This is a genomic window from Mesorhizobium sp. WSM4830 (assembly GCF_055811495.1).
In genome coordinates, this window is sequence record NZ_JBVVQI010000016.1 from 19,039 (window position 1) to 39,195 (window position 20,157).

A 20,157-nucleotide genomic window follows, 5' to 3' on the forward strand; every position below is an offset into this window, starting at 1 on the left:
TCTTCACGGGGAGAGGGTAAGGGTGAGGGGCAGCGCAAACGGTCAAGGACATGTCTCTCCATAGCCTTTGGCGGCGACAAATCGAAGATCATGCGTTTCGATATGGCGTTCGAGGCGCCCTTCAATCGCAGCCACTACTGTTTCAAGGACGGCTTCCCGCTCCTTCAATACGTCTACATTCCAAAAGCGAAGGATGGACCAGCCATCGGAGACAATGAAGCGATCCCGGATTCGATCATATTGGCTGCCGACATGCTGACTGCCATCGACTTCGACGACGAGCTGGCAGTCTCTGCGGGCGAAATCGACGAAGTAAGAGCCTATCGGCAATTGCCGTACGAATTTATGGCCGTTCAGCCTGCGGTCGCGCAACTCCATCCAGAGCGCGGTTTCTGCATCGTTGTCGGATTGACGCAGGCGCCTTGCGCGCTTGGTTGTGTCTATTTCTGGCCCACGCATGCGCTGCCCCTCACCCTTACCCTCTCCCCGTGAAGAACGGGGAGAGGGGGGCGTCAGCGTTTGAGCCACGTCTTTCAGCGTTGCTGTGGGAGCTTATGCATCGCACCGGAAACAGTGTTATCCGGCGAGAAGGAAGATCACGCATTCCACAGCCCTTTCTTCTTCATCTCCTCGATCTCGCGCACGGCACGCTCCCGCAGGCGGGTGTCGCGGATCATCTTGGTCACCGCCGCATCGTCGGACTTGTCGGAGTAGCGGAATTCGGAATCCGCGTAGCGGTTGATCTCCTGCATGACCATATCCATCGAGAACGGCCCGCGCAGCTCCTCGATCATCGCTTTCTTGTCGTCGTAACCCTTGTGCATGAAGGCTTCCGGCTTTTCGAACCACTCGTCCGGCAATTCGATGTCCATGGCGCGCATCTTGATGGCGTCGGTGACGTTCTTGATGGCGCGGCCGGTAAAGCGCGGCTCGGCATCCTTGATCATATGCAGATAGGTGCCGATGTCGGCCATCGTCTTTGGCGCGCCGTTCTCCTTCATGTAGCGCTCATAGACCTTCATCAACCCGTCTTCCTGCGGCTTCTCATGCTCCTCGTAAGCTTCCATCACCGCGCGCTGGATCTCTTGCGCCGCATAAAGCTTGTGGTCGCCGAGCGGGATCTTGTGGTTCTTGCCGGCGAGCAGGACGAAGATGTCAATGTAGTCGTCGCGGCTCTGCGGGCCGTCGACCAGCCAGCGGGCGCCGGCGCGCTGCCGTAGCGCGTCGTCGACGTTTTCGGGATAGTTGGAAAACATGCCGAACGAGCAGTTGCCGCGCACCACGGTCGCCGCACCTCCAAAGGCGTCCATAAGCACGCCGGTGATTTCCTGCTGGCCGGCGGAGGCGCGGTCGTCTGAGCGGCGTGCGGCGACCTGGTCGATATCGTCGATGGTGCCGAAGCCGATGACGCGTGGGTTCAGCACATTGTTGATGAACTGGCGGCAGTTCTGGCCGGACTTGCCCTGGTAGGACGAGATCTGGTCGACGCCGAAATTCTCGTAGGCGAAGGGATAGCCGGCGACCTGGCAATAACCATTGAGAAGGCCGGCGATCATCTGGATCAACGTTGTCTTGCCGGTGCCGGGCGCGCCATCGCCGATAAAGGTGAACAGGAAGCCGCCGAGCTCGACGAATGGGTTCAGCTCACGCTCGAAATCGTACGCCATCAGCATCTTGGCAAGCTTGACCGACTGGTATTTGGCGATGTGGTTGCCGACGACCTCTTCCGGTTTTTTGAAGGTCATCACCAGCGGCTTTGCCCGCTTACCCGGCGCGACGTCGAAACCGTCAAGGATGAAATCGTCGACGTCGATGCGGATATGCGCGTTCTCGAACGGGCCGATGCCGTCGAAGCGGCTCTTTCGCGCCAACAGCCCGTCGATGGCGACGCGGGCAAAGGCGCGGGCGCGGGTCATCAGGTCGGCATCGTCCTTCGAACCTGCTATCGCCCTGTCGAGCCCGGCTACGATCGACTTCATCGCATCCTGTGGCGTGTCGAACAGAAAGTCCGGCTCGGGCGTGTCGTTCGGCGCCTCGCCGTCGCTGTCGATCAGCTGGAACAGATAGGAGGCAAGGCTGAAGGCGGAGATGTAGGCAGAGGCCGACAGCAGCTTCTTGAAGGTGGCAGCTTCATCGCCTTCGAGCGGCGCGCGGGCATTTTTCGCCTGCAGGCTTTCGAGGTCCGAGCCCTCGGCGAAGACATCCGATATGGCCAGCGCTATCGCTGTGCCGCGCCGGGCGCGAAACAACAACGTGTGCTGCGGGATGGTCAGCAACTGGTCGTCGGAATGGACGGCGGCGACGGTTTTGGCGAGCTCGACCTCATGTGTGCGGCGAACCGAGCCGACCGAGACGGTGGAGACGAAGCGGCGGTTGGTACCGGCAAGCGCGGTGCCGGACTCGCGCGATGGGTCTTCCAGCACGACGATGCGAGTGATGAAACTTTGCGCAGTGGCACGGTGCTTTTCAATTGCCGCTTCCGGGATGGTGGTCAGGCCGGTGTCCATGGAGGATGCTCCGCGATTTGACGGTCAGACGTCGCTGATGACCTGCCCTTTGGACAGGATGTGGACCTTGTAGCCGGAAAAGATCTTCTGCGCCTCGCCGGCGGCATAGAGCGCCTGATAAGCCTCGTGCGGGATCAGCGCATGGTTCTCATAGCTCGACACGCCTTGCCGCGCGGCCTCGAGATCGTCGGTATTGATGAAGAATTCCTGCGTCGTCTTTTCGCTCGAAAACAGCCCCTTGCGGCCTGGCTTTTCGGCCTTGGAAAAGACCTCCTGGATGGTCCAGGTCAGCAGCCAGGCGTTTTCCGGCTTGCGCACCTTGGCCAGCACTTCGCTCACCGTCGAATTGTTGTCGGTAATCCCTGCAGAATAGAACGGGCCGAGCACGACGCGACGCAGCTGCTTGGGATGCAGCGGCTCGAAATCCTTGTCGAGGTTGACCGCGATGGTCGCCGGCGACAGCGCGTAGGCGGAATTCTTCTCGGTGAAATCGTCGAAACGGTGGGCAAGCTCGGGATTGAGCAAGCCGTCGACCGGCAGCGGAATGTCGACCCTCTCATTAAGTTTGCCACTGGAGTCGACAAGCTGCCGGATCATGTCGTCCGAGGAATCCTCGACCGTCACCATATAGACAAGCGGCAGGTTGGCGCTGCCGTCGAAGCAGGCCCAGTGGACCAGATAATAGGGCCGCAACGTCTTCGGATTGACCGACACCTTGACCGTCTGGGCCAGGGTGAACGGGCCGAAGGGGGTCTCGCTCTTGACGTCCTCGAGGTAAAGCCGCTCGGCCATCGACTTCTGCAGCGCTTCGGGGAATTCCTTGTGGCGCAGGATGAAGTCCGCCATTTCCTCGCGCAGCTCGTCGGCCAGCGGGAGATTGGCGAGGCGCGCATCAGCCTGGAGCCGGTCGTTTTCCAGCTCCAGCAGGTTCTGGAAGACCGGGAAACCGCTTTCGGCGCGCGAGATGCGGAACGTCTCGGTGAAGCCCAGCCGGTTGCGCCAGCACGAGAACGACTTGTCGAGCCGCGCAATATATTCGGCGACGACCTTGGCGACGATGCCGTGCCGGTAGAGCGGCGAGCGATCGTCGCGCATGAACACTTCGAGGCCGCCAAGTGCCGCCGCGATCGCCGAGAAATAGCGCGCCGCGGCTTCGTTTTCGGGGGTCATGCTGCCAGCCCTTGGAAGCAGTGCACGTGCAGCAATTACGACTGAACGTAATTTGCCGAATTGTGCTTCTTCATCACATCGTCGAAGCGGCGGGCGAAGGCATCGTCGGCGAGCTTCTTGCGGCGCTGGATGTCGGCGGTGGCGACCATGTTCTTCTCATGCATTTCAAGCAGATCGCCGATGTGCTTTTGCGAGGCGGCACCGATGCCGGCCATGGTCTCTTCGGCGGTGTTGTCGACCTGGCTGCCCAGCGTGTTGATCTTGTGGGCGACATCCTGCTGGGCGGCGGTCTTCAGCGAATCTTCCAGCGCCTTGTACAGTACGATGCGCTGCTCGGTATCGATGGTCAGTTTGTTGATCAGCGTCGATTGCGCCGCGATCTGGTTGTTGAGCGAATCGACGAAGGTCTGGAACATCGAGGTATAGCGCTCCAGCGTCTGGCTTTCGGCCAGCAATTCCTGCTCCTTGGCTTGCTTCTCGTTGTATTCCGTGGCCAGTTTCGAGCGTTCGCCTTCAAGCTGCGTGCGCTCCTTCTGGCTGGTCGAGGCGGCGATCTTGTTCTCGATGTCGAGCAGCATCGGGTTGAGTTCCTCGATGCGCTTCTGCACGGTCTCGAGATTGGACATGGTGGTCTTGCGGCGCTCGATCACCTGCGACAGGCTGGCCTCGGAGGTCTTGTAGCGGGTGTCGAGAACCTGCTTCTGCGCCTTGAGGATGCCGACGATGGTGTCGGATTTCGCCAGCAGCTCCTGCAAATTGCCGGCCAGCGACATGTTGCGGACGCGGTCGGTGCGCAGGCGCTGCTTGCGCTGGCTGGAGAAGACACCGACGAAATTTTCCCAGCCGGTGTAGTTCTTCATGCTCTCGAATTCGGCGCCGAAGACGTTGGTGGCGTCCTCGAGGCCGATGATCAGGTCGGCAATATTGCCTTCCATCACCTTCTGCTGCTTCAGCACATCCTCGATGCGGGCATTCTCGATATCGAAATTGGCGTCCCCGATCTTCTTGTCGGCGGTGGCGAGCGTGTCGAGCACGGTACCGGACTGCTCGATCTTGGTGCGCATGTCCTCCACGACCTGCTTGGTCTTGGCAATCTCGGCATCGAAATTCTGCAATGTCGCCATTGGGGCCTCCCGCTTCGGCATCGGTTTCGTTTCGCAAACCGCCGCGAATATATGTGCCGGGTTTGGCGAATGAAAGACGGAAGACATGGGATTACAGGAAAACAAAAGAATTTCAGGAGGCCGACCGCAGGATAGTCAGGCAATGATTACGGTGTAACTGCCGTCCGGTCAGACACCGCTTCAACCATGCTCGGGAGCGACGCTCAGGGCTTGGGATCGGCCTTGAGGTAGGCGATGACGTTGGCGATGTCGTCGTCGCTGGTCAGGCCGGAGAAGGCCATTTTGTTGCCGGGGACCTTCTGCCGCGGCGCGCGCAGGTATTCGGCAAGGTTTGCTTCGTCCCAGACCAGGCCGGTGGCGCCGGCGTCCTTCATCCCCTGCGAGTAGCGGCCGAGATAGCTGTCCGCGGTGCCGGCGGTGCGGCCGACGACACCCAGCAGATGCGGGCCGACCTTGTCGCGGTCGCTCGTTGCCTCGTGACAGGCCATGCATCTGTTGAAGACTTTCTTGCCGAGAGCAGCATCGCCGTCGGCATGCGCGGCAAGAGCGCCGGCGATGAGGAAAGCAGCGGCAGACGAAATGGCTCGAAGCATGAGAACTCCCCGACGGCTCTGGCTGCGGATCAAAATAGGCGGCACGCTTAACAAACGCCGCATGATGGCGGAAACGATTGCTGTTTCAAGCTGTTCGGCGTGCGCCAAGTCAAGGCCGGATGAAACAAATAGCGCTGGTCAGGTTTTGGTGAAGCCGATGAAATCGTCGGGCACGGCGCGGCCCATTTCTTCTTCCCAATGGCGGCGGCAGAGCGAGACATAGACATCCTTGCCGATCGCCACCTGTTCGCCCTGTTTCGCCACCTTGCCGTCGGCGCCGAGGCGCACCACCATCGTCGCCTTGCGGCCGCAACGGCAGATGGTGCGCACCTCGCGCAGGTCGTCGGCGATCGCCAGCAGGGCGCGCGAGCCGGAAAACAGCTTGCCCTGGAAATCGGTGCGCAGGCCGTAGCACATGACAGGGATGTTGAGCCGGTCGGCGATGCGGGCGAGTTGCCAGACTTGCTCCTCTTCCAGGAATTGCGCCTCGTCGACGAAGACGCAATGGACCGTGGCGTGGTCGTGATGCTCGGCGACCCGGGCAAACAGATCGTCGCCGTCCCGGAACATCTCGGCTTCCGTCTCCAGGCCAATGCGCGACGAGATCAGCCCGGTATCGCCCTTGCGGTAGTGGCCGGCGATGAACAGCATCGTCGTCATGCCGCGCTCGCGGTAATTGTACGAGGCCTGCAACAGCATCGTCGTCTTGCCGGCATTCATCGTCGCATAATGGAAGTACAGCTTGGCCATGCCGTCCTTTTAAGCCGAGTTGCAACAAAGCGGGGAGGGGGAGAGCCTACATTCCACCGGGAAAAGGCGACTTCCATCCGGAAAGCGGCGGGCGTGTCGCTGATCGGCCAGCCCGCGCCGTTGTTCGTGATTGCCTTAGTGCTTGAAACCGCAGCAGAATGATGTTTGGCTGACGTGACAAGGCGGAGATAAAACCGTCGCTTCACTTCACCGAGAACTGAAATGGGAGAATTTTCATGTCGCGTATGAGTTCATTCGTCGCCGGCCTCGGCCTGGCGGCTTTTCTATCCACGACTGGGGCATTTGCCGGCGATCCGGAAAGCTGCAAGACGGTGCGGCTGTCCGATGTCGGCTGGACCGACATCCAGGCGACCACCGGCGTCGCCTCGGTGCTGCTCACGGCGCTCGGCTACGAGCCGCAGGTGATCCAGCTTTCGGTGCCGGTGACCTATGCGTCCCTGAAGAACAAAGACCTCGACGTGTTTCTTGGAAACTGGATGCCGTCGATGACCAACGACATCAAGGACTACACCGCCGAAGGCTCGGTCGAGACCGTCAGCGAAAACCTCAGCGGTGCCGGCTACGGCATCGTGGTCCCGACCTATGTCGCCGATGCCGGTGTCAAGACGCTGACCGATCTCGGCAAGTTCAAGGACAAGTTCGACGGCAAGATCTACGGTATCGAGGCCGGCAATGACGGCAACCGCATCATCCTCGATATGATCAAGGATCCGAAGACCAATCTCGAAGGCTTCGAACTGGTCGAATCTTCCGAGGCCGGCATGCTCACCCAGGCCGAGCAGTCGATGAAGAACAATGAATGGATCGCCTTCCTCGGCTGGACGCCGCATCCGGTGATGGGCGCCATGAAGATCACCTATCTCGAGGGGATGGGCGATAGCGGCTTTGGCGCTGCCACCGTGCATACCAATGTGCGCAAGGGCTACATGAGCGAATGCCCCAATGCCGGCAAGTTCATCGCCAACCTGAAGTTCAACCTGGACATGGAAGGCGAGATGATGGACGCGATCCTGAAGGGCGGCGACGCCAATACGGTCGCCACCGACTGGTTGAAGAAGCACCCGGACGCGGTCGCTCCCTGGATCGCCGGCATCACCACCTTCGACGGCGGCGATGCGGCGGCAGCGGTGAAAACAGCGCTCGGAAGCTGACCCGACCATCTGGCATGACGAGACAAGGGGCAGCCACGGTAGAAATGGCTGCCCTTTTTCATATCCTGTGACAAGATGACCGTCCGGCAAGGACGGCGCCGGCAGAAGAGGGGCTAGATGGATCCGATCTCCAAATTCCTGGTCAGCTACAAGATCCCCATTGGGGCGTGGGGGAAGGCGTTTTTCGGCTTTCTCACCGACAATTTCGACACCGTCTTCAGGGCTTTTTCCAACAGCCTCAACTTTCTGCTCGACGGCATCGTCGACGGACTGCTGTTGCTGCCGCCGGTTCTGCTGATCGCCCTGATCGCTTTGCTCGCCTATTTCCTGCAGCGTTCGAAAGGCCTGGCCCTCGCGGTGTTCATCGGATTGCTGTTCATTCTGAACCAGAACCTGTGGAAGCAGACGGTGGAGACGCTGGTGCTGGTCGTTGCCGCGGCCGCCGTCTCGATGGCTATCGGCGTGCCGCTCGGCATCTGGGCCGCGCACAAGCCGAAAGTCTATCGCGTCATGCTGCCGGTGCTCGACCTGATGCAGACGCTGCCGACCTTCGTCTACCTGATCCCGGTGCTGACCCTGTTCGGCCTCGGCAACGCGCCCGGCCTGATCGTCACCATCATCTTCGTCATTCCGACCTCGGTTCGGCTCACCCATCTCGGCGTCATCTCGGTGCCGAAATCGATCGTCGAGGCGGGTGAGGCGTTCGGCGCCACCAAGCGCCAGCTGCTGTGGAAGGTCGAGCTGCCTTCGGCGCTGCCGACCATCATGGCCGGGCTGACCCAGTCGATCATGCTGTCGCTGTCGATGGTGGTGTTCGCCGCGCTGATCGGCGCCGGCGGCCTCGGTACGGAAATCAACCGGGCGCTCGGGTCGCGCAGGATCGACCTCGGGCTTGAGGCAGGGTTGGCCATCGTCGTGCTCGCCATCGTGCTCGACCGGATGACGCGCATCGGCGTGGGAGGCAAGAAATGACCGTCGCCGTCGATTTCAGGAATGTCGACATCGTCTTCGGCGCCGACCAGGCAGGCTCGCTGGCGCTGATCGACAGTGGTGCCACCCGAGCCGAGATCCTCGAACAGACGGGCAACGTGCTGGGCTGCGCCGGCGCCAGCCTCACCGTGAACGAGGGCGAGATCTCGGTGCTGATGGGGCTTTCCGGCTCCGGCAAATCGACGCTGCTCAGAGCCGTCAACCGGCTGAACGTCGTCTCGCGCGGTCAGGTGCTGGTCAAGGACGGCGACGGTACGGTCGACGTCGTCACCTGCGACGAGGCGACGCTTCGTCGGCTGCGGCAGAAGCAGGTGGCGATGGTGTTCCAGCAGTTCGGCCTGCTGCCGTGGCGCACCGTGGAGGAGAATGTCGGCCTTGGCCTCGAGCTCGCCGGGGTACCCGAAGCCGAGCGCAAGGAGCGGGTGAACAGGCAGCTGAAGCTGGTCCATCTCGACCAGTGGTCGAAAAAGTATGCGCATGAGCTTTCCGGCGGCATGCAGCAGCGCGTCGGCCTGGCGCGCGCCTTTGCCACCGAGGCGCCGATCCTGTTGATGGACGAGCCGTTCTCGGCGCTCGATCCGCTGATCCGGACCAAGCTGCAGGACGAGTTGCTGCAGCTCCAGGCCGAGCTGAAGAAGACCATTATCTTCGTCAGCCACGACCTCGAGGAGGCGCTGAAGATCGGCACCCATATCACCATCATGGAGGGCGGGCGCATCGTGCAGACCGGTGCGCCGGAAGACATCGTGCTGCGGCCCGCCAACGACTATGTCCGCGACTTCATCGCCAATGTGAACCCGCTCTCGGTGCTGACCGCCTGGAACGTCATGCGCGACCGCCGCGACCTCGAGCACGGCGAGAACGGCTGGGTGTGGCTCGACCGGCGCAAGACGACGCGTTTCAAGATCGACGAACACGGGCTGGTGGCGGCGGCCGAGCGCGACGGCAAGCCGGCGGTATGGGTGTCCTGCGCCGATGTCGAAGCCCAGCCGGAGGAGACGGCGCAGGTATTCTGGGCCAATCCCGGCACGTCGCTGAAAACCGTGATGCTGGCCATGCATCGCTCGCAGACCGCACCGGTGGCGCTGTTCGACGACCAGTCACGCTTCGTCGGCGCCATCGGCGTCAGGGATGTGCTGAGCGCGGTGCTGCGAAGATAGTTTTTCTCCTTGGGAGAGAACCAAGACCAAACGTCGGCTTAGCCCGATACCGCAAGCTAAACCGCCAGCGGCAGGCGCAGCTCGGTCAGCAGGCCGCCATCGGGATGGTTGGACAGGCTGACTTCGCCGCCGGCGCTACGGGCGATGTTGCGGGCGATGGTCAAGCCGAGGCCGAGGCCGCCGGTCTGGCGGTTGCGCGATTGTTCCAGGCGCACGAACGAGCCGAACACGGCGTCGAGCTCGGCCTGCGGTATGCCCGGACCCTCGTCATGGATCGCCAGCGTGATGATCCTGCCCGATTGACGCAGGCTGAGATGCGCCTTCTTGCCGTAGGTCACCGCGTTCTGGACGAGGTTGGTGACGCAGCGCCGGAGCGCGACCGGCCGCGCGACGCAGATCAGGCCGCGCGAGCGCGCATCGTCATTGTCGAAGGAGACCTCGTCGAAGCCGTCGGCGATCGATTCCACCAGCGACCAGAAATCGATCCTCTCGCTCTTCTCCTCGGTCACCTCGAAAGTGGCGAAGTCGATAACCGAGCTGGCAATACCTTCGATGTCGGCGAGGTCGTGCGCCAGTGCGGCGCGCACGGACGAATTCCTCAGCAGTTCGAGGCGCAGCCGCATCCTGGTCAGCGGCGTGCGCAGGTCGTGCGCCAGTGCGGCCGCAAGATGCTCGCGGTCCTCGACATAGGCGCGCAGCCTCGCCTGCATGGCATTGACCGCCTTTGCCGCGGTACGCACCTCGCGGCTGCCGCTCTCGGCGATCGGCGGGCTCTTCAGGTCCTTGCCGATCCGCTTCACCGCGGTCTCCATCATCCGGTAGGGCGCCGTCAGCCGGCGCAGCGACCAGATCGAGGAAGCTACCACCAGCCCGGCGATCAAGGCATAGAGCGGCAGGCTGTCGAAGCTCAGTATCGGCCCAGCCGGTGTGTTCGGCTCGGTGAAGTTCAGCCATTGGCCGTCGGCAAAGCGAAGCGAGGCGGTCAGCTTGTCGCTCTGGGCGAAATCGGCCGCCAGCACCAGCAGGTCGCGCTCGACCTGGCCGATATCGGGACCGGCGACCGTCCCACCGGGAGCGTCGGCTTCGTGCGTTGCAGGGTCGCGGCGGACCCGCGCGTCGGTGATGCCGAACTTCGATAGCCGGCCGACCAATATGTCTTCCAATTCGGCCAGTTCGTCGTCGCCGGCTATCGAGGAAGTAACAGCGGGCGTGTTGGAAACGGTGAGCGCATAAGTGGCGTTGAACAGGCCGGAGGCCGTCGCCTTGCGCTGTTCCGGCGTAGCGTCATGCATCAGCTGTACCAGTGAGAAGGCGCGGTCGTTGAGCCGGTAGAGATCGACGACGTCATTGGCGGCGGCACGGTCGCGCGAAACGATGTAAAGGGTCGCGATCTGGCTGATCAGCAGGCCGGCGATGACGATGAGCAGCACCCAGACCGGCAGCGTTTGCGGCAGGATGCGTCTCATTCGGAGGTCGTCTCAGGCAGGAACTGATAGCCGCCGCTGCGCACGGTCAGGATCAGCTTCGGCGTTTTCGGGTCGTCCTCCATCTTGCGCCGCAGCCGGCTGACCAGAATGTCGACGCTGCGGTCGAAGCTGTAGCCGCTGTCGCCGCCGGACAGCTCGATCAGCTGCTCGCGGCTCAGTACGCGCTGCGCGCTCTTGACGAAGGTCTGCAGGAGATTGAATTCGGCCATCGTCAGCTCGATCCTGACGTCGCCGGGCGCCATCAGCCGGCGGCGCGAACAGTCCATCGTCCAGCCGGCGAAATGGTAGATCTGCCGCGAGGCGGCGCGTCGCGGTTCGGCGGCGCCATTGCGCCTCAAGACGGCACGGATGCGGGCGAGCAGCTCGCGCGGATCGAAGGGTTTCGGCACGTAGTCGTCGGCGCCCATCTCCAGGCCGACGACGCGGTCGGTAGTTTCGGTAACCGCGGTCAGCATGATGATCGGCGTCGAATAATTGGCGCGCAACTCGCGGCAGAGCTCCAGCCCGCTCTTGCCGGGCAGCATGACGTCCAGGACGATCAGGTCGACCTGGGCGCGGCGCAGGACGGTCTCCATCTCGGTGCCGTCGGCGGCGACCGATGTATGCAGCCCTCGCTTCTGGAAGAATTCCTGAAGCAGGTCGCGAATGCCCTTGTCGTCGTCGACGATCAGTATGTGGGGGTCGGATTTCACAGGGAACCTGTCATTTGTGGATCGCCCAAGCGGTGCTTCGGCCGTCAGCCAGACGATAGAATTCAGGCCATAAGTTGGCCAGTGGAGATCGGCGGCCCGATCCGGGCTGCCCAGAAACAATCCAGAAACAAAATTCTACAATCCGGAAAAACTGCCGAAAAAAATCAAAGGCATAAGTGGTGCCGTGGCGGTCAGGTCATCGGCTGCGACACGCGTTACGGGATTACGGATAGACCAATGCAAAGGTTCGCGATCAGTCTGATGGGTGCGTTGCTTTCCATTTCGCTCGTCACGGCCGCGGTTGAACAAGCCGATGCAAAACTGGCCGATGCAAAGGTGGCCAATGCAAAGGCGGCCGATGCAAAGGTGGCGACCACCCGCAGCGAGCGTTGCATCGATCTGAACCGCCAGTTTGACGAAGCCCTCGAAACCCATGCCGCGGCAACGCAGGTCACCGCGGCGAAAGCACTTCAAAGAAAGGGAAACCGGTTCTGCGCCAACAAGAAACAGGCACAGGGAATCCGGATGCTCGCGAACGCTTTGAAGCTGCTTGGAGTGACACCGATCGATCCCGTTCAGTGACACTCAATCCGATCTGCACAAAAAGGAAGTGAAGCCATGAAAAAGTCCCTCCTCTCCGCCCTCGGTCTCGCCATCGCGCTGGCTGTCTCGATGCCCGTTCTCGGCGCCAGCAGCGCCAATGCCGCGACCACTACCCCGGCTGCGACGACAACGACGACCGCTGCGCCGGCCAAGGCCGTGAAGAAGGTCGCTGCCAAGAAGACCGTGAAGAAGCACAAGAAGCACGTGGTCAAGGCAGCTCCGAAGGCCTGATCAAGCGACACCTTTCTACCCCATGAGAAGACCGCTCCAGTTGCGATTTGCCTGGAGCGGTCGTCTTTGTTGGCGTGCGGACAGTAGGGCCAGTCCCGGCCCACACTGCCAGTTGAACGCCAGACGGCAGTTCCCACATAGGCACGGACTTTTGAACTGCGCCCGCCGGGAAGCCGATCGCGCGCGGTTGAATGGACGACCGCTTTTGCCCATGTCAAAATGACCGCAAAGCTGTCGTACGCAATTGCCGGTCCAATGCCTGAAATCACGACAAAACCCCGTACCAGCACGAAGCCGAAGGTCGAACGGCCGAAGCTCTACAAGGTCATCCTGGTCAATGACGATTTCACGCCGCGCGAGTTCGTCGTGACGGTGCTGAAGGCCGAGTTCAAGCTCAGCGAAGACCAGGCGCATAGGATAATGATCACCGCGCACCGGCGCGGCGTCTGCGTTGTCGCCGTCTTCACCAGGGATGTCGCCGAGACCAAGGCGGCGCGGGCAACCGATGCCGGCAAGGCCAAGGGCTACCCGCTGATGTTCACGACGGAGCCGGAGGAGTAGGCGGCGGTTTGTCCTTCTCCCCTTGTGGGAGAAGGTGGCCGAGCGAAGCTCGGTCGGATGAGGGGTGTTCCAGCTTGGCGCCGACAGCGTTCCGTTCAGCACCCCTCAACCGTCTTGGCGCTTCGCGCCAATCCACCTTCTCCCACAAGGGGAGAAGGATAGACCGCCGCGCTACCGCCCTTCGCGATACCACATCGAGCCCATCGCCAGAAGCAGCAGGCCGAGGCCGAGGAAGCCGCCGAACAGCGGCACGCGCGAGACGGCCTTGAGTACGCTGTCGTCGGTGGTGCGCAGGCCGATCCAGTCATTGCCTGAGGCTGCGCCCGAGGAACGGACCGGAACGATTGAGGGCAGCGTGACCGTGCTGGTGAGATTGCCGAGCGCCGAGGCCGGCGCCAGCCGACGAACGCTGCCGCCGGTTGCCTCAGCCGGTGGTTTGAGCCGGTTCTCGGTGGAGACGACGTCGGTGAATTCCGGCGCGTTGACCGGCCCGACATGGGCCAACGCCGTCAGGTCGCCATTGCCGACCTGATAGAGACCGATTTCGCTGGTCTCGACGCTGCCGAGGAAGACGCCTGGTTCGGATTTCTCGAGCCTGACGATCAGTGCCTTGCCGGACGGCGTGATGACTTGCGCCGGGCCGGGGTCGTCGCTCATCGTCTGGCGGCGGATTTCCAGCACCATGCCGCGGCCGTCGGCGGTCAGCCGCTCTTCCTCGAGTTCGGGCTCCTTCATCAGCCAGTGGGCGATGCGCCGGTAGAGCTGGACGTGCGGGCCACCGCCCTCGAAGCCGCGCGCCCACAGCCAGCCCTGGTCGGACAGAAGCATGCCGACGCGGCCTTCGCCCTTGCGGTCGAGCAGCAGCAGCGGCCGGTTGTCGGCGCCCTTCATCACCACCTCGCCCTCGGGGTTCTCGACGCCGATGGTGCGGAACCAGCGGCTCCAATGCGGCGGCTCGGTGGCGGAGCCGTCGAGCCCGCGCGTTACCGGATGACGCTGGCCGGTATCGGTGAGGCGCGGATAGAAGGCCTTGTCGATGACTTCGCCGGTCGGCATTGCCGGCAGCGCCGACATCAGCGGCGTGCGGGCGATCGAGCTTTCGCCGGCATATTCGGGGCCCGCCGCGATCAGCAGCGCGCCGCCCTTTTCGACATATTCGGAGATATAGTCGTAATAGAGGATCGGCAGCACGTCGCGGTGCTGATAGCGGTCGAAGATGATCAGGTCGAAATCCTTGATCTTCTCGACGAACAGCTCGCGCGTCGGGAAGGCGATCAGCGACAATTCGTTGATCGGAGTACCGTCCTGCTTTTCCGGCGGGCGCAGGATGGTGAAGTGCACGAGGTCGACCGAAGCGTCGGATTTCAGCAAATTGCGCCAGGTGCGCTCGCCGGCATGCGGTTCGCCGGAAACAAGCAGCACGCGCAGATTTTCGCGGATGCCGTCGATCAGCGCGATGGCGCGGTTGTTGGTGTCGGTGAGTTCGCCCGGCTCGTGGTTGATGGCGAGTTCGACGATGTTGCGCCCGGCGCTGGGAATCGTCACCTGCAGCGGCATCGCCTGGCCGATGTTGGCGTGCTCGACCGATACCTGCTCGCCGTTGACCGATACGCGGACATCGACCGGACCGGTTTCGTTGTTGGTGGCGATGACGCGATAGGTCATGTCGAGCGGCTTGCCAACGAGGCCGAAGCGCGGCGCATTCTCGAAGCGGATGCGGCGGTCCTTCTCATGCTCGTTGCCGGTAATCAGCGCGTGCAGCGGGGCATTGAAGTCAGGTGCGCCGGGTGGCGCGTCATGCACCTCGCCATCGGTGATCATGATGGCGCCGCCAATGCGCGACGGCGGCACGTCGCGGAAAGCATTTTCGAGTGAGGAAAACAACCGCGTCTCGGTGCGCTCGTCGGCGGCTTCGGACTTGCCGGTTTCGACGACACGAACGTCGAACTGCTTGAAGCGGCCGAGACGCTGCCGAAGCCCGGCCAACGCCGCATCGGTCTGCTTGGTACGGTCGCCGATATCCTGGCTCTGGCTGCGATCGACGACGACGGCGACGATGCTTTTCAGCGGCTCGCGTTCTTCGTCGAGGAACACGGGATTGAGCAGCGCCGCAGCCAGGGCAATCAGGGCTGCCAGGCGGAAGACCGCGCCGCGCTGGCGAAACCAAAGGCCGACCAGCGCCAGCAGCAGCAGCGGCACCAGAACCACTGCGAGCAGCGGCCAGGTGGTGAGCGGTTCGAAGGCGAGCGACCAGTTCACGGTCTATTGCCCCAGCCGTTCGAGCAGCACCGGGACGTGCACCTGATCGGATTTGTAGTTGCCGGTCAGCATGTACATCATGATGTTGACGCCGGCGCGCAGCGCATAGATGCGCTGCATCGGATCCGATGGCACGGTCGGCAATAGCGGGTCGCCATTCTCGTCGACGGCCCAAGCGCCGGCGAAATCATTGGCGGTGATCATGATTGGCGAAACGCCGTCGCCGGTGCGCACCGGGCGGTTCTCGGTGTTGCTGGCTTCAAGCGATGCCTCGACCCAAAGCGGGCTGCCGGCAAAACGGCCGGGAAACTCCGGAAGGATGTAGAAGGATTTGGTCAGCACGTGGTCCGACGGCACCGGTTCCAGCGGTGGCACGTTGAGGTTGCCGAGGATGTCACGCAGCCGCTCCGTCGCCGGGCTGGTCGAATCCGCACCAATGCCATTGGCGAACTGGTCGCGGGTGTCGAACAAGACCGTTCCGCCCTGCTGCATGTAGGCGTCGATGCGGGCGATAGCGGCCTCGCTCGGCATCGGGGCCGAGGGATCGATCGGCCAGTAGATCAGTGGATAGAAGGAAAGTTCGTCCTTCGAGATGTCGACGCCGGCCGGTGCTCCGGGTTCGAGCGCGGTTTTTTCTATGAGGAAGCGGGTCAGGCCTTCGAGCCCGGCGCGGCTGATCGAATCGACACCCGGCTCGCCGGTCAGCACGTAGGCGATCCGGGTCTTTGAAATGTCCCCGATCGCCTCCGTATCTCCCGGTTTGGCGTCGTCGGCACGCGCGACGTCCGCGTGGCCAATCAGGCCGCCGAGCGCAATCAGCAGGACGGCTGCCGTCGCCGCAGCGCCGGCACGGCGCGGCCGGCGCGACAACAGGCCGCCCATCCAGAATACGGCAAGCGTGTCGAGCACCATCAGCACCAGGGCCGCCGTGACCAGCGGACCTTTGAGGTTGCGCTGCTCGTCGAAGGCATACTGGATGGTGGTGACCGGTACCGTGATTTCAGGCCGGGCCAGCGGCGTGAATGCGCTGTCGCCACCGAGCAGATTGTGAGCGAACACTCCCGTCTCGGAGCCGTAGAGGCCGGGCGGGTTTTCCAGCGTCACCGGCAGCGGGCCGGCGCCGGGCACCAGCGGCCTGGCATCCGGCGTCGGCGGCACCAGCGTGCCGTCGGCGGCGATCATGCGATAAGGTGCCAGCGACGTGGCGGCGGCCTCGGCATTGGCGACAGCCGCGCCCTGGTTGCGCGACAATTGCACGATGCGCCGCAGCATCTCGACGAAGCTGCCGGAGATCGGCAGGTTGGACCACGTCGCCTCGGGGGTGACGTGGAACAGCACGAGGGTGCCCTTGTCCTTCTTCATCCCGGTCACCAACGGCGTGCCGTCGGCAAGCGTGGCCCAGGTGCGCTCGACGATGTCGGGCGTCGGTTCGCCCAGCACCTGCCTGGTGACGGTGACCTCGGTGGGCGGCGCGAGGTCGGCGAAGGGGCCGGTTTTCGGGAATTCGGTGACCGGCTGCGGCGCCGTCCATGACAGCGCGCCGCCAAGCGATCGCTCGCCGGTGCGCAGCCGGACCGGCAGCAGGTCGTCGTCATTGCCGGCAGCGGCCAGCCGCGAACCGGCAAAACGCACCAGCGTGCCGCCCTTGTCGACCCAGTCGACCAGCCTTTGCCGCGCCTGTTCCGGAATGGTGCCGACATCCGCCATGACGATCATTGCCGGCTTCTGGTCGAGCAGTTGCGGGATGGCGTCGGCGAGATCGACGCTCGACGGCTCGACGAGATCGGCGAAGGGCTGCAGGGCGCGGCGAATGTAGTAGAGCGGCGACAGCAGCGGTTGCGCCTGATCGGCCTCGGACTGCGAAAGCAGCCCGACGCGGCGGCGTTTTGAGCTCTCATCGAGCACGCGGACGGCACCGGCCTGGCGCTCCCCATCGAGCGCGATGTAGGCGAAGTCGTTACGCAGTTCGAACGGCACCGCCATCGTGCCGGTGGCGGTGGTTCCGCCCGGGGCGAAGGTCAGCGTCGCGTCGGCAATGCGGCGGCCCTTGTCGTCAAAGGCGCCGGCGGTCACCTGTGCAGGTGCCGGATCGCCCGGTGCGCGGATGGCGGTCAGGGCGAAGCCGTCGACCTGATTGTCGGCGCCGGTCAGGCCGGTCAGCGACAGCCGGTCGGAGACGGCCCAGACGACGCGTGCCGCGTTCTTTGACAACAACGTGTTGAACGCGGCTTCGTCGCCTTGCGCCGCCAAGCCATCGGCGAGCACCGCGACGCTGGCGCCCGGCAGCGACTCCAAGGCTGACGCGACGCGGGCGTAGACGGCGGGGCGGTCGGTCGGGATCGGCCGCGGCTTTGCCGCGCGCAGCCGGTCGAGCGCGGCAGCGGCATCGAAGGGACCGATCTCGGCATTCGGCTTCTCGGCGGTGAAAGCGATGAGCACCGGCACGCCGTTCGAATTGGCATCGGCGATCAGCCGCTCGGCGGTGGCGACGCGCTTGCCCCAGTCGGCGGCACTTGCCCAGTCATTGTCGATCACCAGCGCCAAGGCGGCGCCCTCGGCCGGCAGCTTTTCGCGCGGGTTGAAGACGGGTTCGGCAAGTGCCGCCACGACAAGCGCGGCCATCAGCAGCCTGAGCAGCGTCAGCCACCAAGGGCTCTGCTGCGGCGTTTCTTCGCGCCTCAGCACGCGGGCGAGAATCCTGAGCGGCGGAAACACCTCAGTTTGCGGCCTGGGCGGGGTCAGCCGCAGAAGCCACCAGATCACCGGCAGCGCCAGCAGGCCCCACAGCACCATCGGCGCCCCGAAAGAGAGCGGCAGCCAACTCATGCGCGGGCCCTCCCGGCAAAGCTGCCCTCGGCGGTCATGGCCATGTGGATGCGCACCAGCGCCTCGGAGGCAAGGCGATCGGTATGATTGACGGTAAAGCTCCAGCCAAGCCGTTTGCACCAGGCGGCCAGTTCCTGGCGGCGGGCGGCATAAAGCAGGCGATATTCCTCGCCCAGCATTTCGGCACGGCCGGCGGTCAGCTTGTCGCCGGTCTCAGGATCGGTGAATTCGGTGCGCCCGGCATAGGGGAAGCTTTCCTCGGCCGGATCGGCGACCTCGATCAGATGGGCGCGCACGCCGTGGCGGGCGAGCACGTCCAGCCAGGCTATGGTGTCCTCGACCGGGTCGAGGAAATCGCTGACGAGGACGATGTCGCAGAAGCGGCGAATGCCGGACAGGTCGGGCTTTGCCGGCAGGTCGGCGGCGTGCATCAGTTGCGCAGCGATGCGCTCGGCGCCATTGCGGGCGGTGAATGGGTCAGTCAGGCCCGGCCAGGCAATGCGCTCGCCGCTGCGCGACAAAAGCTCGGCCATGGCCAGCGCCAGCACCAGGGCGCGCGATTCCTTGGAAACGCTGGCTCCGGTCGATTTGTAGAGCATGGAAGGCGAGGGGTCGGCCCACAGCCACACCGTATGGGCGGCCTCCCATTCACGGTCGCGGACATAGGTGTGGTCGTCGCGAGCGGAACGGCGCCAGTCAATGCGCGAGGAATCGCCTTCGACATAGGGCCGGAACTGCCAGAAATTCTCGCCGATGCCGCGCTTGCGGCGGCCATGCCAGCCGGCAATTACCGTGTTGACGATGCGGCGCGCCTCGACCAGCAGGTCCGGCACCAACGAAGCCCGCAACCGGCCTCTGGCGAGCGCATCGCGCGTCGCTGCCGGTGCCTGCGCTTCACCGATGCGCGCCATCAAATCCCTTTCGCGAGCTTCGCCACAACATCGCGAACCGTGGTACCCTCGGCGCGGGCGGCGAACGTCAGCGCCATGCGGTGCTGCAGCACCGGCTCGGCCAGCGCCCGGACGTCGTCGACCGACGGCGCCAGTCGGCCGTCATAGAGGGCGCGGGCGCGGGCGCACAGCGTCAGCGCCTGACTGGCGCGCGGGCCTGGGCCCCAGGCGACGTGCTTGTCGGTATCGGCATTGCCCTGGCCAGGACGCGCCGAGCGTACCAGCTTCAGGATCGCCTCGACGACGCTTTCCGGTACCGGCATGCGGCGGATGAGCGTCTGGATGTCCTTCAGTCGCGCCGGCTGCAGCACGTTTTCGGCCTTGGCATCCTCGATACCTGTGGTCTCCAGCAGGATGCGGCGCTCCGCCTCGATCTCGGGGTAGAGGATGTCGACCTGCATCAGGAAACGGTCGAGCTGTGCCTCGGGCAGCGGATAGGTGCCTTCCTGCTCCAGCGGGTTCTGCGTCGCGAGAACGTGGAACGGTGACGGCAGGTCATGGCGCACGCCGGCAATGGTGACGTGGTATTCCTGCATCGCCTGCAGCAGCGCCGACTGGGTACGCGGCGAGGCGCGGTTGATCTCGTCGGCCATCAGCAATTGCGCGAAGATCGGCCCGGAAATGAAGCGGAACGAACGCTTGCCGAATTCATCCTGCTCCATCACCTCTGAGCCGAGAATGTCGGACGGCATTAGGTCGGGCGTGAACTGGATGCGACGCGAATCGAGGCCGAGCACGATGCCCAGCGTTTCGACCAGCTTGGTCTTGGCTAGGCCGGGCACGCCGACCAGCAGTGCGTGGCCGCCGGCCAGCAATGCGACGAGCGTGCGCTCGACGACGCTTTCCTGGCCGAAAATGACCCGCCCGACGCCGTCACGGACCCTCGAAATGTCGGCCAGCGCTTTCTCGGCCTGCGCCACCATGTCCTTTTCGCTGATCGGGCTTTCCTTGATCATAACGCTCATGCAGCATCGATCCTTCTGTTGGAAACACCGCTTGGCACCTTGGTGCCGCAGAGAATGCCGCGATTCGGCCTCGCATGGCGCCTGCAATGAACTTAAATCACAGACTTAGGCTGACAA

At 63.5% G+C, this 20,157-nt stretch carries 18 protein-coding genes; 6 read left to right on the forward strand and 12 right to left on the reverse strand.

Translation table 11 applies throughout. From position 1 onward, the window contains the following. Positions 1 to 42 precede the first annotated feature (42 nt). The 6 genes from AC0L2Y_RS20220 to AC0L2Y_RS20245 all read right to left on the reverse strand — a co-directional run bounded on the left by AC0L2Y_RS20220 (position 43) and on the right by AC0L2Y_RS20245 (position 6,144). The gene (locus AC0L2Y_RS20220; RefSeq protein ID WP_473558972.1) at positions 43 to 459 is read right to left on the reverse strand and encodes an endonuclease domain-containing protein; all 417 of its coding nucleotides are present in this window, start codon (positions 457 to 459) and stop codon (positions 43 to 45) included. Between the two features lie 137 nt (positions 460 to 596). Continuing rightward, complete coding sequence (locus AC0L2Y_RS20225) at positions 597 to 2,507, reverse strand: AAA family ATPase (protein WP_473558974.1); 1,911 nt, start codon at positions 2,505 to 2,507, stop codon at positions 597 to 599. A 24-nt stretch (positions 2,508 to 2,531) separates the two neighbouring features. Further along, a complete protein-coding gene (locus tag AC0L2Y_RS20230; protein WP_473558976.1) occupies positions 2,532 to 3,677 on the reverse strand; it encodes a hypothetical protein in 1,146 nt (381 codons plus the stop codon). A gap of 35 nt (positions 3,678 to 3,712) precedes the next feature. Then, positions 3,713 to 4,801 (reverse strand): hypothetical protein, encoded by a 1,089-nt coding sequence (locus tag AC0L2Y_RS20235; protein ID WP_352450536.1) that lies wholly within the window; start codon positions 4,799 to 4,801, stop codon positions 3,713 to 3,715. 203 nt (positions 4,802 to 5,004) lie between these two features. Next, entirely contained in the window at positions 5,005 to 5,394 is a 390-nt protein-coding gene (locus AC0L2Y_RS20240; RefSeq protein WP_473558978.1) for a c-type cytochrome, read from the reverse strand. Between the two features lie 138 nt (positions 5,395 to 5,532). Beyond that, positions 5,533 to 6,144: a thymidine kinase gene (locus tag AC0L2Y_RS20245; protein WP_352466807.1), complete on the reverse strand. Its 612-nt coding sequence runs from the start codon at positions 6,142 to 6,144 to the stop codon at positions 5,533 to 5,535. 236 nt (positions 6,145 to 6,380) lie between these two features. Here AC0L2Y_RS20245 and AC0L2Y_RS20250 point away from each other — a divergent pair, with 236 nt between their 5' ends. From AC0L2Y_RS20250 to choV, 3 genes are all read left to right on the forward strand, one after another. Next, complete coding sequence (locus tag AC0L2Y_RS20250) at positions 6,381 to 7,316, forward strand: choline ABC transporter substrate-binding protein (protein ID WP_473558980.1); 936 nt, start codon at positions 6,381 to 6,383, stop codon at positions 7,314 to 7,316. Positions 7,317 to 7,433: 117 nt separating this feature from the next. After that, entirely contained in the window at positions 7,434 to 8,288 is an 855-nt protein-coding gene (gene choW, locus AC0L2Y_RS20255) for a choline ABC transporter permease subunit (RefSeq protein ID WP_473558982.1), read from the forward strand. Continuing rightward, positions 8,285 to 9,466, forward strand: a complete 1,182-nt coding sequence (gene choV / locus AC0L2Y_RS20260) for a choline ABC transporter ATP-binding protein (RefSeq protein ID WP_352466810.1) — start codon at positions 8,285 to 8,287, stop codon at positions 9,464 to 9,466. Before choW ends, choV begins: the two co-directional genes overlap by 4 nt. Positions 9,467 to 9,522: 56 nt before the next feature. Here the strand turns inward: choV and AC0L2Y_RS20265 are convergent, their stop codons facing one another. After that, complete coding sequence (locus tag AC0L2Y_RS20265; protein WP_473558984.1) at positions 9,523 to 10,932, reverse strand: ATP-binding protein; 1,410 nt, start codon at positions 10,930 to 10,932, stop codon at positions 9,523 to 9,525. Beyond that, complete coding sequence (locus tag AC0L2Y_RS20270; protein WP_254819161.1) at positions 10,929 to 11,645, reverse strand: response regulator; 717 nt, start codon at positions 11,643 to 11,645, stop codon at positions 10,929 to 10,931. The genes AC0L2Y_RS20265 and AC0L2Y_RS20270 overlap by 4 nt, the downstream gene beginning before the upstream one ends. Before the next feature lie 237 nt (positions 11,646 to 11,882). On the opposite strand from AC0L2Y_RS20270, the gene AC0L2Y_RS20275 reads away from it, so the two are divergent. The 3 genes from AC0L2Y_RS20275 to clpS all read left to right on the forward strand — a co-directional run bounded on the left by AC0L2Y_RS20275 (position 11,883) and on the right by clpS (position 13,040). Beyond that, positions 11,883 to 12,227, forward strand: a complete 345-nt coding sequence (locus AC0L2Y_RS20275) for a hypothetical protein (RefSeq protein WP_352489132.1) — start codon at positions 11,883 to 11,885, stop codon at positions 12,225 to 12,227. Between the two features lie 36 nt (positions 12,228 to 12,263). Further along, positions 12,264 to 12,479: a hypothetical protein gene (locus AC0L2Y_RS20280; protein WP_254819162.1), complete on the forward strand. Its 216-nt coding sequence runs from the start codon at positions 12,264 to 12,266 to the stop codon at positions 12,477 to 12,479. A 255-nt stretch (positions 12,480 to 12,734) separates the two neighbouring features. Further along, entirely contained in the window at positions 12,735 to 13,040 is a 306-nt protein-coding gene (gene clpS / locus AC0L2Y_RS20285; RefSeq protein ID WP_023679498.1) for an ATP-dependent Clp protease adapter ClpS, read from the forward strand. 171 nt (positions 13,041 to 13,211) lie between these two features. Here the strand turns inward: clpS and AC0L2Y_RS20290 are convergent, their stop codons facing one another. From AC0L2Y_RS20290 to AC0L2Y_RS20305, 4 genes are read right to left on the reverse strand one after another with little or no spacing between them, the layout of a single operon-like run. Further along, entirely contained in the window at positions 13,212 to 15,299 is a 2,088-nt protein-coding gene (locus AC0L2Y_RS20290) for a hypothetical protein (RefSeq protein WP_473558986.1), read from the reverse strand. A gap of 3 nt (positions 15,300 to 15,302) precedes the next feature. After that, entirely contained in the window at positions 15,303 to 18,125 is a 2,823-nt protein-coding gene (locus AC0L2Y_RS20295) for a DUF4159 domain-containing protein (protein WP_473558988.1), read from the reverse strand. Next, complete coding sequence (locus AC0L2Y_RS20300) at positions 18,122 to 19,036, reverse strand: DUF58 domain-containing protein (protein ID WP_473558990.1); 915 nt, start codon at positions 19,034 to 19,036, stop codon at positions 18,122 to 18,124. Before AC0L2Y_RS20300 ends, AC0L2Y_RS20295 begins: the two co-directional genes overlap by 4 nt. Beyond that, a complete protein-coding gene (locus AC0L2Y_RS20305) occupies positions 19,036 to 20,040 on the reverse strand; it encodes an AAA family ATPase (RefSeq protein WP_473558992.1) in 1,005 nt (334 codons plus the stop codon). Before AC0L2Y_RS20305 ends, AC0L2Y_RS20300 begins: the two co-directional genes overlap by 1 nt. Between the last annotated feature and the right edge of the window lie 117 nt (positions 20,041 to 20,157).